This window comes from Ferrimonas sp., from assembly GCF_048263965.1.
In the GTDB taxonomy this organism is placed as follows: Bacteria; Pseudomonadota; Gammaproteobacteria; order Enterobacterales; family Shewanellaceae; genus Ferrimonas.
Genome location: NZ_JBLXDO010000011.1, coordinates 26474 through 43856, shown reverse-complemented (window position 1 = coordinate 43856; position 17383 = coordinate 26474). Strand labels below are relative to the sequence as shown.

Sequence of the window (17383 nt, the reverse complement as noted above, 5' to 3'; positions counted from 1 at the left end):
CACTATCTCCCCGGCATCACTGAGGTGGCAGAAATCAGATGCTGGCCTATGGCTCTGTCGTACCAGGAGCTGGAGGTCATGCACAGGGTCACCTGATAGAGAGGAAAGCGCTTGCCCTCGTCGTTCTCCGGCACCAGAGCTGACAGCGAGGCGATGCTGTTGTCGGGCTCACAGGCGGTGTCGCCTGCAAAGCTCTTGCTGAAACTCGTTTGATTGCCCTCTACCAAAGACTGCACCGTAATGCCGAATTGCTCCCGATCCTCAACCTGACTCTTGTTCAGCAGCCGGGCGGCGATATCACGTATCTGGAGAAAATCCGCCTGACTCAGGGCAATTCGGCCTTCATAGAAGCGCTGACGCTCCTTGACCAGGTTCACCAGGGAGTAGCTGACCCTGTCCAGCTTGGCCCGGTTCAACACCTGCTGGGAGAGGTCGGCACTGAACAGGAACAGGGTGACCAGAAACGCCAGAACAAAGGCCATTTCAATGGCAAAGGCGCCTTCCTGCCTATTCGGTGTGTTAAGGCCCATAACCCCACCCCTCATGCTCCTGGATGGAGAGAAAACGCCGGGTAATGGTTCGGTTGCCAACGACGCCAATGTAGTAGACAGGCTGATAGTCATAGCTGAGCTCCACCTCAACGATGGGGCAACGGTCATTGCAGCTGGTGCTGACATTGCCGGCGGCCAGGTCTGCCAGGCTGTCGTAGAAGGTACGGTTGATGCGGTACCTCTCTATATCCACCAGGCTGTGCCACATCTCGCCGTCATGGTTGAACATTTCGGTCAGGCGCTCGTCATAGCCCTGGCCCATCCGCTCTCCCTCGAACACCCGGGTGTCCCGGGCCGATTCTGACAAAGCGGTTTCAGTGAGATTGACGATGTAGACGAAGCGGCTCATCTCGAAAATGGCGAAGGTGGTGAGAAACAGCACCATGGCACCCAGGGCAAACTCGAGAGTGAGGACGCCACGCTGCCGGCCTTTTGAGGTGATTTCGTTCATGGCGACAATCTCTGCAACTGTTGCAGTACTGGCCCCACGGGTTGGTCTGGATAAAGTTTGGCGAGCAGTCTGTGCGCCCGGTTCAGATCCCCCCCTTTGGCCCAGGCCAGGGCCAGATTGGCCTGGATCTGAGGATTATCCGGGTGGCGGCGATAGAGGGGTTCGAGCATGGCAATGGCATGTTGGTAGTGACCCTGGACGAGTTGCAGCATGGCCAGATTGTTTTTGACTGCGACCTCATCGTGCCCCCTCAGTCGGGCTCGGTTAAAAGCGGCTTTGGCCGCATCGTACTGCCCTAACTGGGCGTGAGCGATGCCTTGTCTGAGGGACAGTTCGCTGCTGGCCAGCCCTTGTTGCTGAGCCTTGGTGTAATGCTCCAGGGCCAGGGTAAACTCGCCCTGATCGGCAGCAGCCTTACCCGCCAGCAGACTTTTCTGAGGGCTTTGTTGGCCGAGAGTCTCCAGGTGGCTTAAGTAGAAGCGGGCAGACTCCAGATCGTCGCTCAGGTAGTAGGCGTGAGCCAGTTTCAGCAGCAAGGCTGTGTCGTCGGGGCGGCTCTCCAGTTGCCCACGCAAGTGATCCGCCAACCCGGCGTAGTTGCCAGCAGATTTGAGCTGTAGCTCTGCGGAGGGGGCGGGTGCCTCTGTGGAGGCACAGGCAGAGAGCAGCAATATGATTGGGAGGAGTTTTCTGATCATGATTTGAAGTCCAACATCAGCTGGGTGATTCCGGGGGCCAGAATCAGGATCACAATGGGAAACATGATGAGCAGAATCAGTGGCACACTCATCTTGGCGGAGAGCTTGCCAATCTTCTCTTCGACGGAGAGTACCTGCATCCGGCGCATGTCTTCGGACAGGTCTGACAGTACCTTGGCGATGGAGGTGCCGTACTGGAGATTCTGTATCAGGGTGAAGGAGAAGGAGCGGATCTCCGGAGTGGGTACCCGTTCCGCAAGGTCGTGCAGTGCCCGCTCCAGCCCCTTGACAGCCGCGGCGTCAGAGGTCTTGCGAATCTGGTAGCACAGGTCCTGGTCGAAGGATTGGAGCTCCTCTCCCAGATAGCGAAAAGCGGCTTCGATGGTCATGCCGGTCTGGATGCACACCGCCATCATGTCCAGCATGTAGGGCAGCTGGCAGGCGGTTTTGGCAATCAGCCACTTCTTTCTCATCCCCAGGTAGATGTCCGGCAGGACAATGATGGCCACCAGGGTCAGAGCGGCGGCCATAATCTTGTGGGTACCACTGAGACCGGACAAGGTGATACCGGCCAGGGCTGCGAGGAGGAGTCCGTACTTGGCTGGCATGAAGTAACGGGCCCAACTGACGTGATAGATGCCTGCATCCACCAGTTTCTGCTGCAGTTCCGCTTGTTGATTCTGACCAAAGCGGCTCAGCAACTGGTTGACCCAACTGACGGCGTTGCCCTCTTTGGGCTGCAAGTAGCCGCGGATTCGAGATTCCCGGCTGCGACTCTGTACCGCCTGGGTCAGCATCCAGGCAACCGCGGCGGCGAACATCAGGGCGATGGCCAGATAGATCATCAGCGAACCCTCCTGACCAGCAGCCAGATGATGGCCAGACCCAAGGCTTCACTGCCCAATACATAGAAGAGGATCCAGCGGCCTTCGGGGTGAAACAGCACAAACTGCAGATCGTCCGGATTCAACCAGTGCATGATCCCCAGAAAAGCCAGGGGCAGGGCGGCGACAATCTTGGCGGAGAGGCGGGCTTCCGAGGTCAGGGCCATCTTTTTCTTCTCCATGGCCCTGGAGTCCACCAATACCCGGATCAGCTTGGCCATCACCTGCTTCAACTGGCCGCCCCGACTCATGTTGGCGCGGATGGTGACCACAAAGAACAGGTAGGCGGGGTAGGGGAAGCGTTTACAGGAGCGGTTAAACACCTGGTCCGGCGGTTCCCCGAGTTTGAGGTGCTCGCCGACGTGTTTGAACTCCAGGCCGATGTCGTTATCCAGTGTCTTACCCACATAGGTAATGGACTGGGTGATGCTGTCTCCGGCGGTGATGGCGCTCATCATGATGTTGAGGGCATCGGGGAACTCCTCTTCAAATCTGGCCCTTCGGCGACGCAGCATCAGGTTCCAGCCCCAGGCAAAGGCGGCCAGGGTTACGGCAGCGGGCAACAGCAAGGGATTGAGCAATAGCCATTTTTGATTGAGGTAACTGGTGGCGGTAAACACCAGCATCAGGAAGAGGCCAATCTTCAGCCAGGCACCATCCCCCATCAGGTCCAGTGCCGGGTCCGCCAACTCCTTCAGTTTCAGATAGAGCCGCGACTTCGTCAGGTTCTTCAGATTGACCGCCAGGGGCGTTTGCACCTCTTCGATCGGCTCTTCCGGGCGCAGAAACGCAGCCTTGGGGTCCGGCTTATTTTTGCGGTAGAAGGCCAGGGCAAGACCGCCGAGGATCAGGGCGATGTAGAGGCTCATGCGGGCACCCCTGTCTGGAACGCCTCCATCAACTCGTCGTGCAGGCCGTAGTAGGCGGCTTGCCGCATCAGAATGGAGCGCTGCATTAGTCCGGAGGTAACAAATTCGCCGGTGATCTTGTCCCTGGTCTGCTGATCGTCGGAGTGAAACTGGAACAGCTCCTCCATTACCGCGTTGTCTCCCTCCAGGCCAACGACTTCGCTGATGGAGGTGATCTTACGGCTGCCATCGCGCATCCGGTTGACCTGGACGATCAGATGTACCGCCGAAACTATGGTGCGACGGATGGCGGACAGGGGCAGATTGAGGTTGGCCATCATCACCATGGACTCGATGCGGGCCAGGGCGTCCCGGGGAGAGTTGGCATGCAGGGTGGACATGGAGCCGTCGTGGCCGGTGTTCATCGCCTGCAGCATCTCGAACGCTTCAGGGCCACGACACTCGCCCAGGATGATGCGATCCGGCCGCATTCTCAGGGCGTTGATCACCAGGGCTCTCTGGGTGATGGCGCCGGTGTTCTCTACGCTGGGGGCCCGGGTCTCCAGTCGAACCACATGGGGCTGCATCAGCCTGAGTTCGGCCGCATCCTCGATGGTAAGAATGCGCTCATCCTCGGCGATGTACTGGGACAGAGCGTTGAGCAGGGTGGTTTTACCCGAACCGGTACCGCCGGAGATGACGATATTGAGGCGGCAGCGGGCGGCGATCATCAGCAATCTGGCCATAGGCTCGGACAGGGTTCCATATTTCACCATATCCTCCAGGCCAATCTTCTGTTCCCGGAACTTTCGGATGGAGATGGTGGTGCCATCCAGGGCAACCGGCTTGAGGACAATGTTGACCCGACTGCCATCGTCCAGGCGAGCGTCCACCATGGGGGAGGATTCATCCACCCGCCGGCCCACCCGGGAGGCGATGCGCTGGGCGATCTCCACCAGTTGCTGCTCATTGACAAAGGCCAGCTCCGAGCGGTGCAGTTTGCCGCCGCGCTCGAAGAAGATGTCGTTGACCCCGTTTACCATGATGTCGGTGATGCTCTGATCCTCCATCAGCGGCTGCAACGGGCCCAGTCCCACCAATTCATCCACCAGGTTCTTCACCAGGCCGGCACGCATCACCGCCGGCACTGGGGTGTGGTAGTTGGAGGCCAGTACCCCGACGGCTCCCTCGATCTGGGCGGTGAGTTCGTTGCGGTTCATGCCTGTGATGGCGCTGGCGTCCAGAACTTCGAAGATGCGGTTGCGAAAGTCGGCGTAGATCGCCTTGCTGGTGCTCATCGTTTAAACACCTCTTTGAACAGGGTCAGGGGGGAGGATTTCTGCGGGGCCAGCTGGCCGTTAATCAGCCGATAGAGCGCAGTCAACGGCTTCTGCTTGCCCGATTCCTGCTTATGCAGCCGGCGTCCCTCCAGCACCAGATGAGAGGTCTGTTTATTGAAGGGGATGACGATGTCCATCTCCCGCTCCATATACTGCTTCATCTCCTGCAGGCTCAAAGAGAAGGCGCTTTCAGGCCTGTGGTAGTTGGCCACCAGCAGTACCCGGGTCTCGTCGCCGCTGTCCAGATTGTGTTTTGCCACTGCCTCCAGCAGTTGCTGACCGTTGCGCAGAGAGGTGACCGATGGCTCCAGCACCAATACGATCATGTCACTTCGCTGTATCAGCGTCTCAATCTCCAGGGGAAAGTCGATGGAGGCGGAGTAGTCCTCTATCAGAAAGTTGGCTCGACGCAGCAAAAGATCGCACAGGGTATGACTGAACTCAGTTAATTCTCTTTGGGGCGATTCGCCGGTGAGACCCAGCAGGGAAAGTCGCCGACTGACCTGGGTCAGGTAACTGAAGGCGGCGTCCTCGTCCAGTTCGTGCAGTTGCAGGCTGATGTTTTTGACATCCTGTTTGGCCAGGTCCTTCTGACCCAGAATGATGTCGATATTGCTGTGGCAGTATTTGTGGTCCACCAGTATGGTTTCTGCTCCAGAGCCCGCCAGGGCCGAGGCCAGCTCTGTGGCGATCAGGGTATTGCCACAACCGCCGCGGCTGCCTACCACTGCCACCCGTTTGGCCTTGCGGTTCTGGCTGACCCCGGAGAACTTCTGCTGGTTGGCGTGTACATGGTGGAGGAATTCGGTGAGCTCCTGTTTGCCCACTGGCCAGAACAGGTAGTAGAACCCCATCTCCTTGAGGGCGCGCATGGTGGTGATGGCGTCCTCCTTGCCGATGATGATGATCCCCTTTTTGTTGGGCATCTGACTGGCAAACTGACGGGCGTCGGCCACCACATTGTCTGAGTCATTGAGCTCCAGAATGACGATGTCCTGTAACTTTTCCGGATTGATCCCCTGGGACTCCCGCTGGCAATGAGGGGTTGGCCAACCCTCGAAACGGCACACCTCCAGCACCAGGTTGTGACACTCTGGGGTCTGGTAGAAGAGGCTGAAGCCCGCCGGGCCCCGTTCTTCCGGCTCACTCGTGGTATTGGCGCTGATTGCCTTGGCTAGATCGAACATATCAGCGGCCTCCCTTTGCCTGTGAGTCGGGGTGACGGGTCTGGGTTACTCGGTTGGCATCTACGGCACAACCGAGCCTGGAGTAGGGCTGCTTCAGGCTATGGGCTGCGCACTCGCCTGTCCGAGTTTTCCAGAGGGAAACTCGCAGGCTGAGGGGGGTGTCCAGCTTGTCGTCCTCAACCAATTGAATCCGGCCAGGATTGAGTCCGTCAGCCAGCAAAGATTGCCTGATCTGCTTAGCCTGAGTAGTCCAGTTGGCGGCATGGTGAAGGGCAACGCGGGCAGCATCGGGGTCAAACTGGAAAACCAGTTCAGACACCTTGGTCTTCATGGCGCTGGCATCTTTGCCCTTAGGTCTTAGGTCAAAGCTGTGTTGCTCCGCGTAGACCAGAAACTCTGAGCCCGGGGCGTCCATGGCATGGTCGGCGCACCCACCGAGCAGGGCGGCGCCAAAGAGGGCAGCCAGCAGGGGAAAGTGAGTTCGAATCATTGGATAAAGCCTCCGCGCTCCAGCAGTTCAAGGGTGATAGCCTGCTCCTTGGAGTCATTGGGGTTGGGTTCCGGCACATTGAACAGCCGGGTCAGGGTGGTGCTTCGCTGGATATGGGGAAGCACAATCTGATCCGGGGTGACCGGCTTGACCAGATTCACGGTGGCGATGATCACCAGTTCGGTTTTGCGTCGGGTGGTGGTGGCCTTTCGAAACAGACCTCCGAAGAAGGGGATGTCGCCCACTCCCGGCACCCTGGCCAGCTCCTCCACCTCTTCACTGCTCATCAGCCCACCCAACATAAAGCTGTCACCATCGCCCAGCTCTACCGTGGTCATGGCGCGTCTTGAACTGAGTTGGGGCACTTCGATGCCCAGTGAGCGCACATAGCCCTCGATGGCGCTGACCTCTGGTGCCAGCTGCAGTCGGATCTGCTCCTCGTTGATCACCTTGGCGGTCAGATCCAGGCCGATGCCAAACTCTTTGAAACTGATGTTGGTGGTGTTGTTGTTGGTGACGATCACCGGCACCTCGCCTCCCACCAGGAAGCTGGCGGACTCGCCGGAGATCACCGTGAGATTAGGCTCGGCCAGCAGTTCTGCCAGGCTGTCATCACCCAGGGCGGTGATGATGGTGGAGAGATCCGCCGCTTCGAAATCGGCGAAGGTGAAGGTGCCGGGCAGGGAACCGATGGAGGACCAGTCTACCCCCAGGGTTTCGTTAAACTCGTCGGTGACCTGGGCCACGGAGATTTTCACGTTCACCTGCTGGGGCCTGTCCAGTTCCAGCAGTTCGATGATCCCTTCATAGGTGTAGAGACGGTGAAATGTGGCCAGGCCGCTCTCTTTCATGCCGTTGTCGAACTCCAGCACTTCAGTTTCGGCGTAGCGATCGATACGCGGTCGGCCCAGCAGTCCGGCCACCAGGGCGTAGATCTCGTCCCGCTGCTTGTCGCTGAATACCTTGCCCTTGACTGCCACCTGGCTGCCCATGGCGGTCAGGTGGATGTTGAGATCAGGATAGCGCAGCCGCATCTCCTGCCTGATTGGAGCCAGGTCGATGTTGACCCGGACCAGATCCGAGGCCAGTACCCTGCCCGTCTTGGCGTAGACAATAAGCCGTGTCTGGCCCAGTCCCTGGCCGAACAGCACCAGTTGGCGCTCACCGACCACCTTGTAGTCCGCCACTCCCGGCTGGCTGACGAATACGGTGCCCAGCTCTTCTTTGAAACTGAGATCCAGGGCATCCCCCTGGGTAATGCTGCGTTCAGCGGCGCTCAGGCAGAGGGGCAGGGTTACAAGAAGCAGGGAAAATAGACGCATCATCGCAGTGCCTCCTGCCGGTGGATGGCGGTGTTGCCGCGCAGCTCCTTGATGCCGGTGTAGTTGGCGATCACGTCGCTGACCTCCGCATCGGGAATGGGGTGTTGCCGCTGGCTGCGGTAGATCTCGATGGACATGGTGCGCTGTGCCAGGGACAGGCGGGAAACCGTCTGCGGTTTCACTTCAATCACCACTGTGGTTTCTCTTTCGCCGTTGACTCCCACCTTGGCCTTGACGCCGTTATCCGACTGATTATCCAGGGACATTACCCGTACGTTCTGCATCAGCAGCCCGGCGCGCACTCCGCCAAAGCTGGACAGCCTGGCGTGCGCGTCGGAAAGGTTGGTGTCTGGAGAACTGACCGTCAGCAGGTCGATGTAGTCTCCGGGATGGATGTAGTTGTCCACCAGGTTGGTGGCAGAAATGGTCAGGGGGTAGAGCACCATCCCTTCGGTGATCAGCAGATCCAGATAACCGGGCTGGCCGGGCTGGCTGAGCTGTTCGGGGAAGACCCACTCGCCGGCCAATATGTCCCGGGCGGCCAGGGTGGCGGGAAGCAGGCCCAGATCCACGTTGTCACTGGCACCCAGTTGGGCCGCCTCTGCCTGGGGCAGGGTTACCCGCTTCAGGTGGGAGGCGTTCAGTTTGTCTCCCATGGCCACCGAATCTGTGGCCTGCCACAGGGTAACCAGCTTGGCGTCGGGTGTGGCTGGTGCCGCAGGCTGGGCGTCGCCGCTGACCAGATCCAGTATGCCGTATAGGCCGAAGATCACCGCAAAAAAGGCGATAAGGTAGGTTACTTTTGAACTCATAATGTGGTTCGCCGTTCGACTGTTTTAGGTGTTGGACGTCGAGATCAGAAGCTGGAATCCCACCCCCAGCAAGATGGCGAGGCCATAGGGGAGTCCCGGGTCTTCCTTGCTCCGGTCAAAAATTTGGTACTTGATGAGGTAGCCTATGGCCAGCACACCGCCGAAAAGCAGTATCCAAATGCTGGCGCGGAGCAGCTCATCTGTGGTCATCAGTGGCGCCAGGGCCATATAGAGCTTGGCGTCGCCTCCGGCCCAGAAGCGGACCAGGTAGAGGCTCAGGCCAATAACAGTGGCCAGGGCGAAACTCTGCAGTGCCTCTGACCAGCTGCCGCCCATCAGGGCGGCCAGCCAGGTGAGCAGCAGCAACAGCCCCACCTGGCCGTTGGATATCCGCCGGTGGCGGACATCCGACAGGGCGATCCAACAGGCTTCCAGGGTAATAACAGCGGAAATAACCGGAAGCATGCTGTAACCCCTAGGTTTTAACCTGCTGCAGCGGTGGTAGAGGTATTTAAAGAGCTGCCGATTTGATCGAAGGCTTGTTGAAGTTCTCCAAGAAAGTCACCTTCGCCGGTGCTCAGGACCGCAGCCAGGGCTGCGGCCATAGCTACGCCAATCAGGCCGTACTCGATGGCGGTGACACCGCGTTCGTCGCGCTTGAAGGTGGCCAGGGCGGCCTGGGCTTTTGCGTAGGTTTTGATCATGTTCACTGTCATCTCCTTATAAACATATTTAGGCGTGAATGAATCACGAATTTGATGTTATTGAGATGGTGAAATCTTAAAAAGATGGGTTCCATAAGCGGGGCTTATGGAAAAGGGCGCGGGTATAGTATTTTCAATGAGTTAGTTCTTGGATGCTTCTACCTGATTTATTGTGAATTTTTAATGTATATACCAAATGGTACAACTGATTCAGGGGATCTATTGGTGTTATCAAGGTGAGTATAGACGAAAATGGGAGCGAAAGAGTTTCGCTCCCATTGAAAAATCATCAAATTTGATGAGACGATTATTATTGACGGACTTGCGCCAGTTTATTAAACAGCCACAGCCCGGCATCATGGAATTGATGGCCATTGGGCCAAAGCAATGTAGCACGCCAATCAAATTTGGATATTCGGTCGAAATCAAACTGGATGGGGGTCAGTTTATTCTTTTCCAGATCCTGCTTAATAACGAAGTCGGGCAGGCAGGATATGCCGATACCATTGCGACAGAAGCTCAGCAGTGTATTGAGATCTTCCACCTGCCAAACCTGCACCATATCGGTCATCTTGCGCATGGATTGCTCAGGCAGATTGGTGGGCAGCAGCAGCCTGGAGCGGCACAGGTTGGCGTAGCGAATGGGCTGTCCCAGTGCTTCAGCCAGCTGAGGAGAGGCGACCCAGTGACTGCTTATCTTAAAAGCATCAACCGAGGTGAAGTCCACCATGTCGGTCTTTGGGAACAGGCCAAGAACCGCATCTAGTTGTTCATCAGCAATTTTTTGTAGAAGCGACTGGCTGTTCTGTTGAACCAGGTAGAGCTCCACATGGGGAAAGATCTCGGCAAATTCTGACATGATGGAGAGAAGCTCCGGCGTGCCAACCAGGGGGTCGACGCCGATGCGCAGCCTGGGCTCGGCAACCCCATCCAGAGAGCGTGCCTGCTCGGAAAAGTGTTCCACCTGAGAGAGCATCATCCTGGCATCTTTGAGCAGGCGCTGTCCCTTTTCTGTGAGTCTGGGGTATTTCCCCTGGCGGCTAAAAAGGTCAAACCCTAAATCAATCTCCAGGTTTTGTACTTGCTGGCTGATGGCGGCTTGGGTCTTTTTTAAATGTCTTCCTGCGGCGGTAAAGGATCCTTCCTCCGCGGCAGCAACAAAGGCTCTGACTGCTTCCAGTTGCAGTTTCATAAAGCGGTTCCTAATAAAACTTGGTCGCAAGTTATTTAGAAAGAAGTGGGTTGTATATTGGGGCCCACTCATTAGCAATAATTATTGTTGGCGTTTTTCACCTCTAAGATCAACAGTGAATGCCAGTCAGTGATGATTTTTTTTGCTCGTCTTTTCATTGCATTATGCAAAAGTCCAGATTCTCTGTTACTCAAGCGTCTGACTTGCTTTGATTTTTAGTGTTGGCACGAAAATTTCTTTATCTCTTTCAAACTATTGCTTGGAGGGGAAATGATGAATCGATTTGCCACACTCTTGTTGGCGTTTTCAACCGGCGCAGTTGCCACGCCTTTTGACAATTGCCCAACGGAAGCCTTTCTGTTTCAGAAAGACACCACTGTTTATGGGGTAGATCTGGTGACTGGTGATTATGAGGTTCTTAAGCAGGACCTGACCCTGCCAGGCAATGTCAATGCCATCGGTTTCAACCAGACAGACAACTACATCTACGGTTTCAGCAAAAGCCAGCTTAACGTGGTGCGGGTGGGCGGTGATTACGAGGCAGATGTTCTCGGGGTGACCGGTTTGCCCTCGGGCGTGCATTTCTATGTGGGGGATGTGAAGGGCAACACCTATTGGGTCTACCACAAGAATCATGGCCTCTACTCCATCTCCCTGACGGCCTCAGATCCCAACTACCTTAAGGCGATCAAGATTCAGGGGGCGGATACCTCCATGAACCTGACCGACTTTGCTTTTCACCCTGATGGCGGCGAACTCTACGCCGTCGATAATGGCAGTGGTGCGGTGTATCAAATCGATATCAACGATGGCAGCCGGGAGATCCTGGGGTACAGCGGCGTCACCGGCACCTTTGGCGCCGGCTACTTCGACAAGAGCGGCTACTACTACATCAGCCGCAACCAGGACGGCAACATCTTCCGCCTGGATCTGCGCAACCCCGAGCAGCTGGACCCCACTGCCGAGTTCTATGCCGACGGCCCAAGCTCCAATCAGAATGACGGTGCCCGCTGTGCCATCGCCCCAGTGGTGGCCGAGAACGTCGACTTTGGTGATGCGCCTGACAGTTATGGCACCACCATGGAGGAGAACGGCGCCCGCCACAGCCTGGAGCCTCAGGGCCCCATGCTCGGTAGTAAAGTGGATGCGGAATCCGATGGCTATACCTCTCCAAGAACCGACGAATCCGAAGGGCTCAATGATGAGGATGGCATCAGTTTCAAGAACGGACTGAGTGCTGGACAGACCGCCATCATTGGTGTGTCCGTCAGCCGTCAGGCGGGCTATCTTCAGGGCTTTTTTGACTGGAACAGCGACGGTGACTTTGACGATGCCGGAGAGCAGCCTATTGCAGATGAGCCGGTAAATATCGGCAGTCAGGAGATTCAGGTGACCGTGCCCAGCACTGCCTCGGGCGTGGTGCAGACCCGCTTCCGCATTGCGTCTGATGCCGGGGTTCGCTCACGAGGGGGGGCGCCAGACGGTGAAGTGGAGGACTATGCGGAAGCGGTGCTTGCTCCAGGGGTGACTCAGATTCCCTACCCAAGCAGCGGCTGGGTTACCGTCGCGTTTGAAGATCGTTGGCCCAGAATGCCGGACTACGACATGAACGATGTGGTGGTGGATATGAGGTTCATTCAGTATCTGGAATCTGGAGCCATTACCCGGCTTAAGGTGACCGGTCAGCTGCGGGCTGTGGGGGCGGCCTATCACAATGGTCTGGCACTGCATCTGCCTGGCATCAGCCGAAGCAATATTCACGGCAGATCGTCACTGGTGAAGACGGGCAGCACAGTGGAGGATGCTGGTTTGGAAGCGGGGCAGAGCAATGCGGTGTTTGTCATTAGCGACGACCTAAAAACCGAAGTCACCACCAGTTGTCTTTATTACCGTACCATCCAGGGGTGTGATGACCAGATTCAGATGACCTTTGTGCTGGACATCTATTTCGCCCAGGGCATACCCGCCAACGCCATGCCCCGTGAGCCTTTCGATCCCTTTATCTTTGCTACCCCGGGTAAGACGAGAACTGGCTTTGAAGGCGCTCCCGGTCGTGGCCTGGAGATCCATATGGCGGATTACCCGCCCACTGACCTGGCCAGTGACCTCTATTTCGGTACAGAGCAGGATGACAGTGCGCCAGGCAGCGGACGCTACTATCGCACCAGTAACAGCCTGCCCTGGGCCCTGGAGTTCAGTCATCAGTGGACCTACCCCGCTGAACAGGAAGATCTATTGCAGACTTACCCCGACTTTGAGAAATACCTGGAGTATGACGGCGGCCAGTACACCGACTGGCACCAGAAGAGTAATGGGGTCCTGAGTAAGATGTTTGAGTGAGGAGATGGATTATGAAGAGTTTCAATGTTGCGGTACTCACCCTGTTTCTCTGCGCCTGTGGTGGTGGGGGCGGTGGGGGAAGCGCACCAGCTCCGGAAACGCCTGCGGCGCCGGACACCCCGGCTCCCCCGGCGGCGCCTCAGACCACGGCGGACCTGGTGGCCTCGCCTCAGATGGATTTCTCCAGCAGCAGTGAGGTGGCAATCAATGTATCTGTAGAGCCCGGCCGCTCCGCCTATGTGGCGCTTTACAGCCAGTTTGAGGAGGAGAGTGGCGGTTACCTGCCTGACTATCAGCAACGGCTGGCTGCCGGGGTGACCGATGCCGGCCAGTTCGAGGTGCTGTTGATGGCCGCCAACGAACAGCAGCAGTTGCTGGTGGAGGTGTGGTATCACGGCGAGACCGTGCCGCTGCAGCAGGTGTTTGCTCTTCCCTCGGATCGCATTGAATGGGAGCTTTGAGTCACCCTGGTCTGGCGCAGGCAGGGCAGGGGGGGCGAAGTAAGCCCTTGGCCGTCCTAGTTTCTTAATTGCAGAGGACTCGCAATCCGGCCTCATCTGGCACACAATGAATCCACTTTCGTTGTTCAGAGGGAAAACAATGGCCAAGGTTGCCTTTATTGGATTGGGCGTCATGGGATACCCCATGGCGGGTCACCTGCAGCAGGCGGGGCACGATGTCACCGTATACAACCGCACCACCGCCAAGGCGCAGCGCTGGCAGGAGCAGTATGGTGGCAGCTACACTCTGACCCCCAAAGATGCTGCCGAAGGGTGTGAGGTTGTCTTTGTCTGCGTGGGCAATGACGACGATCTTCGGCAGGTGGTGGCCGGCAAGCACGGCGCGCTGGCGGGGATGAGTTCCGGTGCGGTGCTGGTGGATCACACCACGGCGTCTGCCGATGTGGCCAGGGAGCTGGCGGCGGCAGCTGGAGAGCTGGGGGTCGGCTTTGTGGATGCGCCGGTCTCCGGCGGTCAGGCGGGAGCTGAGAATGGTGTGTTGACCGTGATGGCCGGTGGCGAACCCGAGCAGTTCGAGCGTGCCCGCCCTGTCATCGATGCCTATGCCCGTTGCGCCGAACTGATGGGGCCTGTGGGCAGTGGCCAGTTGTGCAAGATGGTGAATCAAATCTGCATCGCTGGCGTGGTTCAGGGGCTGGCCGAGGGGATGCATTTTGCCCAGAAGGCGGGCCTGGACGGCGACAAGGTGCTGGAGGTGATCGGCAAGGGCGCGGCCCAGTCCTGGCAGATGGACAATCGGGGCCACACCATGCTCAAAGATGAGTATGACTTTGGTTTTGCCGTGGACTGGATGCGTAAAGATCTGGGGATTGCCCTGGATGAAGCCAGAGGCAATGGGGCACAGCTGCCGCTGACCGCCCTGGTGGATCAGTTTTATGCGGAGGTGCAGCGACTGGGGGGCAGCCGCATGGACACCTCTTCGTTAAAATTGCGCTTACCCAAATAGAAAATGCCGCCCCATTGGGCGGCATTTTTTTCTCCTGCTTTTAGGAGACCAGGGCGTGTTTATCTTTGGTGCTTAGAATTTGGCCGAGGATGACGACGACTAATCAAGAAGTTCGATTGTAGGCTAGGTACCAACACAACGCGGTAGCTGTGTTGCTCAGAAGTTGCCTTGAGTGATGAATCAAGGCGTGACTCTGAAGGAATGGTTATTGCCCTTCTAAAGAGTCACAACACAGAGTCAGTGCTCAAGGCGACTTCCCTACGGGTTGATTAAAACGGACTTCATGCTGCGTTTGCCAATCTTGCTTTAGGACCCTAGAGCTTTGATTGGCCGCCTTGCCTGAAACCCGTTTTATTTCAACTGAGCTTGCAGATATCACGTTGTGTTGGTACGACTCTACGTCAAAATCGAACGACGACGAGTAGTTGTCGTCAGGCCGGCCCCGAAGGGCGCTTTGCTCAGTCTAGGTACCCATTCATTTGGGGCACAATGTCTATACACCGAGGCCTTAGTGGCTGGATGCTGGCGCAAAACTACTCAGCAAAGGTCAACACGCCCTAAGCGCTCATTTTCCATCCCGGGTCCTGGTTCAGACCCCGGTTGAACACCAGGCGGCGTCGACCCGCCTGCATCTTTTTCACGCTCTTATTAAGCTTGCGCTTTGAAAACTTCAAGCTTCACCTGGCTGACTGTGGCCAGGGCATCGCTGGCACTGTGAACAAAACTGATCTGACCCCGATCGCTCTCCACCAGCACGGCGCGGCGGATGCTTTCGAAGGGCAGTCCCATACGAGCCATGCCGTTCAGGGCGATCTGCATCGCTGGCAGGCTGGGATTGAAGGCGGCGTTCTCGGCGTAGCGACCCACAAACACCCGACCGGTATCAGTCTCCAGGGCGATGGCCGCCGGAGTCTTGGAGTAGGGGGCGTAAGAGGCGTTGGCTTCACGCAGGGCACGCTGCACCAGGGAGTCGTCACTGTCCAGCGCCATCTCATGGTCGTTGCCGTCCAGCAGGCCATCTTCCATCCCCAGATCCTTGGGCCCGAAGGCGTAAGGCAGGTAATGGGTCAGAGGCTGGGGTTGCTGTTCGGGCAAGCGGATGGTCAGGCCTTCGTTGTTGTTCAGTTCGGTCATGAACTGACGACAGTGGCCACAGGGAGAGTAGTTAACGGTGATCCCCACCAGTTTACGCTCGCCCCCCAGCCAGGCGTGGCTGATGGCGGATTGTTCGGCGTGAACCGAGTGGAACAGGGCTTCCCCTACCAGCTCCATGTTGGCGCCCATATAGGCGTCGCCAGACACCCCATGGGCAATGGCACCAACAAAGAAGTTGGAGATGGGCGCGTAGGAGAGTGTCGCAGCGATGGGCAGCAGGGCCAGGTACAGCTCGGTGCCACTTAGGCCGGATTTCTCACTGAGCTCCTTCAGCTGATCGGCAGAGAGATGACCGGCAAAATGCTCGGTCAACATGGGGGCTACCGCCTCCGCCAAGGCTTCGGGCATCTGAGTCAACGCGTCGGCAAAACGGGTACTCATCCTCAATCCTCAATTTATGAAACTGGGTTACAGTTTAGGTGGTTGCGGATCGTTCTGATGTGACGCTGATCACACCCACTTCCAAATATAGGGGAAGTGGGCAACATTTCTTTAATTTACAACGATTGGAGATGATGATAGAGCGCTTTCAGTAACCCCATCTTGGTTTCATCCTGTTGATGCGTCTCCACTAACTGCTCCAGCCGCATCACATATTCAGGGTCATTGATCCGCTCCTGGCAGTGGCTGTGCCAGCGCTTCTGCTCTTGCTCGGAGAGGGTTTGAGGGTAGTTGCGGGCCCGGAAGCGGAAAAACAGAGGAGCCAGCCTGGGGTCACTGAACTGAGGGTTCAGCGCCGCCAGGTGCTCCGGCGCCGTGGTGCGGATGAGTTCCATCTGACTGCGGTCGCTATCGGAGAAGAAACCGCCGTAGAGCTGCTGATCCACATCCCGGGTGTCGTCCGAGGCCCACTCTTCGCCGTAGAGGGCGGTGAGTTTCTCCCGAACCTGCTGATGGTGGCTGCGCAGCAGCTTGTAGTTGTCGCGACAGCGCTGCTTATCCAGTCCCAGCCTCTCAGCCTGGGCATCTTCCAGAGTGGCCGCCGGGGCGATAAAGGGACTCTTGTTGAAGTGCAGCTGTTTCACCGGTACCCGCAGATCACCTTCGTTGAGTTCACGGCTGGGGGTGTAGAGCCGCTCCTTGAGCTGCTCCACACTCCACTCGATGAGCGGGGTGACGTCCTGATGCAGGTCGACCACCACCACGGCGTTGCGGTTCTCCGGGTGCCAGGCCATGGGCATCACCAGGGTGGTGCAGCCCTGGCTGGCGGGGAAGCGCGAGGAGACGTGGAGCAGGGGCTTCATCGCCAGCACATCCACCAGTTTGGCCACCGCCTGCTTGCGCCTCAGGCCAAAGAACCAGTCGTACAGCTTGGGCTGAGCCTCTTTGATCAGCTTGGCCAGGGCGATGGTGGCCTGAACGTCGGACACCGCATCGTGGGCATTGCCGTGATCCAGGCCGTTGGCGGCGGTCAGGTGCTCCAGTTTGAAGCTGGGGTTGCCGTCGTCGCGCCGGGGCCACTCAAAACCCTCTGGCCGCAGCGCGTAGCAGGCGCGGACCAGATCGATGATGTCCCAACGGCTGTTGCCGTTTTGCCACTCCCGGGCGTAGGGATCATGGAAGTTGCGATACAGGGTATAGCGGGTCACCTCATCATCGAAACGGATGGAGTTGTAGCCGACGGTGCAGGTGCCGGGTTTGGCCATCTCGGCTTCCACCTTGGCGATAAACTGCGCTTCCACCTCACCCAGGCGGTTGGCCCGCTGCGGCGTGATGCCGGTAACAAACATTGCTTCCGGAGAGGGCAGGTAATCTGCGGGCAGTTTGCAGAACAGCTCTATGGGCTCTCCGATGGGGTTGAGATCCAGATCGGTGCGGATGGCAGCGAACTGCGCCGGACGGTCGGAGGCGGGGTTGGCACCCCAGGTTTCATAGTCGTGCCACAGCAGGCTTGGGCCGTCGGTCATCGAAACTCGGTCTTTTACAGGAATTTGGGCTGAGT

General features: G+C 57.6%; 18 protein-coding genes. 3 read left to right on the top strand and 15 right to left on the bottom strand.

All coding sequences use genetic code 11. From position 1 onward, the window contains the following. Positions 1-2 precede the first annotated feature (2 nt). From tadF to ACN0RV_RS11330, 13 genes are all read right to left on the bottom strand, one after another. Entirely contained in the window at positions 3-530 is a 528-nt protein-coding gene (gene tadF / locus ACN0RV_RS11390; RefSeq protein ID WP_417347719.1) for a tight adherence pilus pseudopilin TadF, read from the bottom strand. Beyond that, positions 520-1002 (bottom strand): TadE family protein, encoded by a 483-nt coding sequence (locus tag ACN0RV_RS11385; RefSeq protein WP_417347718.1) that lies wholly within the window; start codon positions 1000-1002, stop codon positions 520-522. Before ACN0RV_RS11385 ends, tadF begins: the two co-directional genes overlap by 11 nt. Continuing rightward, a complete protein-coding gene (locus ACN0RV_RS11380; protein ID WP_417347717.1) occupies positions 999-1700 on the bottom strand; it encodes a tetratricopeptide repeat protein in 702 nt (233 codons plus the stop codon). The genes ACN0RV_RS11385 and ACN0RV_RS11380 overlap by 4 nt, the downstream gene beginning before the upstream one ends. Continuing rightward, the gene (locus tag ACN0RV_RS11375; RefSeq protein ID WP_417347716.1) at positions 1697-2545 is read right to left on the bottom strand and encodes a type II secretion system F family protein; all 849 of its coding nucleotides are present in this window, start codon (positions 2543-2545) and stop codon (positions 1697-1699) included. The genes ACN0RV_RS11380 and ACN0RV_RS11375 overlap by 4 nt, the downstream gene beginning before the upstream one ends. After that, positions 2545-3453, bottom strand: a complete 909-nt coding sequence (locus ACN0RV_RS11370; protein WP_417347715.1) for a type II secretion system F family protein — start codon at positions 3451-3453, stop codon at positions 2545-2547. The genes ACN0RV_RS11375 and ACN0RV_RS11370 overlap by 1 nt, the downstream gene beginning before the upstream one ends. Beyond that, a complete protein-coding gene (locus tag ACN0RV_RS11365; protein ID WP_417347714.1) occupies positions 3450-4730 on the bottom strand; it encodes a CpaF family protein in 1281 nt (426 codons plus the stop codon). Before ACN0RV_RS11365 ends, ACN0RV_RS11370 begins: the two co-directional genes overlap by 4 nt. Then, positions 4727-5959 carry an AAA family ATPase gene (locus ACN0RV_RS11360; protein ID WP_417347713.1) on the bottom strand — a complete coding sequence of 411 codons (1233 nt, stop codon included), beginning with the start codon at positions 5957-5959 and terminating at the stop codon, positions 4727-4729. The genes ACN0RV_RS11365 and ACN0RV_RS11360 overlap by 4 nt, the downstream gene beginning before the upstream one ends. A 1-nt stretch (position 5960) precedes the next feature. Continuing rightward, positions 5961-6449: a hypothetical protein gene (locus ACN0RV_RS11355; RefSeq protein ID WP_417347712.1), complete on the bottom strand. Its 489-nt coding sequence runs from the start codon at positions 6447-6449 to the stop codon at positions 5961-5963. After that, complete coding sequence (locus ACN0RV_RS11350; protein WP_417347711.1) at positions 6446-7774, bottom strand: type II and III secretion system protein family protein; 1329 nt, start codon at positions 7772-7774, stop codon at positions 6446-6448. The genes ACN0RV_RS11355 and ACN0RV_RS11350 overlap by 4 nt, the downstream gene beginning before the upstream one ends. Next, the gene (gene cpaB, locus ACN0RV_RS11345; RefSeq protein WP_417347710.1) at positions 7771-8583 is read right to left on the bottom strand and encodes a Flp pilus assembly protein CpaB; all 813 of its coding nucleotides are present in this window, start codon (positions 8581-8583) and stop codon (positions 7771-7773) included. Before cpaB ends, ACN0RV_RS11350 begins: the two co-directional genes overlap by 4 nt. 24 nt (positions 8584-8607) lie before the next feature. Beyond that, positions 8608-9048 (bottom strand): A24 family peptidase, encoded by a 441-nt coding sequence (locus ACN0RV_RS11340; RefSeq protein WP_417347709.1) that lies wholly within the window; start codon positions 9046-9048, stop codon positions 8608-8610. Between the two features lie 17 nt (positions 9049-9065). Then, positions 9066-9287 (bottom strand): Flp family type IVb pilin, encoded by a 222-nt coding sequence (locus tag ACN0RV_RS11335; protein WP_417347792.1) that lies wholly within the window; start codon positions 9285-9287, stop codon positions 9066-9068. Positions 9288-9597: 310 nt separating this feature from the next. Beyond that, positions 9598-10479, bottom strand: a complete 882-nt coding sequence (locus tag ACN0RV_RS11330; protein WP_417347708.1) for a LysR family transcriptional regulator — start codon at positions 10477-10479, stop codon at positions 9598-9600. Between the two features lie 270 nt (positions 10480-10749). Between ACN0RV_RS11330 and ACN0RV_RS11325 the strand changes: the two genes are divergently transcribed. The 3 genes from ACN0RV_RS11325 (at position 10750) to ACN0RV_RS11315 (ending at position 14286) form a co-directional block, all read left to right on the top strand. Continuing rightward, positions 10750-12819: an LruC domain-containing protein gene (locus tag ACN0RV_RS11325; protein WP_417347707.1), complete on the top strand. Its 2070-nt coding sequence runs from the start codon at positions 10750-10752 to the stop codon at positions 12817-12819. Between the two features lie 11 nt (positions 12820-12830). Beyond that, positions 12831-13280 (top strand): hypothetical protein, encoded by a 450-nt coding sequence (locus ACN0RV_RS11320; protein WP_417347706.1) that lies wholly within the window; start codon positions 12831-12833, stop codon positions 13278-13280. Positions 13281-13419: 139 nt separating this feature from the next. Next, positions 13420-14286 carry an NAD(P)-dependent oxidoreductase gene (locus tag ACN0RV_RS11315; protein WP_417347705.1) on the top strand — a complete coding sequence of 289 codons (867 nt, stop codon included), beginning with the start codon at positions 13420-13422 and terminating at the stop codon, positions 14284-14286. Positions 14287-14934: 648 nt separating this feature from the next. Here the strand turns inward: ACN0RV_RS11315 and cdd are convergent. Next, on the bottom strand, positions 14935-15822 hold the full coding sequence (cdd, locus tag ACN0RV_RS11310; protein WP_417347704.1) for a cytidine deaminase: 888 nt from the start codon (positions 15820-15822) through the stop codon (positions 14935-14937). A 116-nt stretch (positions 15823-15938) separates the two neighbouring features. Continuing rightward, positions 15939-17348 carry an exodeoxyribonuclease I gene (gene sbcB / locus ACN0RV_RS11305; protein ID WP_417347703.1) on the bottom strand — a complete coding sequence of 470 codons (1410 nt, stop codon included), beginning with the start codon at positions 17346-17348 and terminating at the stop codon, positions 15939-15941. Between the last annotated feature and the right edge of the window lie 35 nt (positions 17349-17383).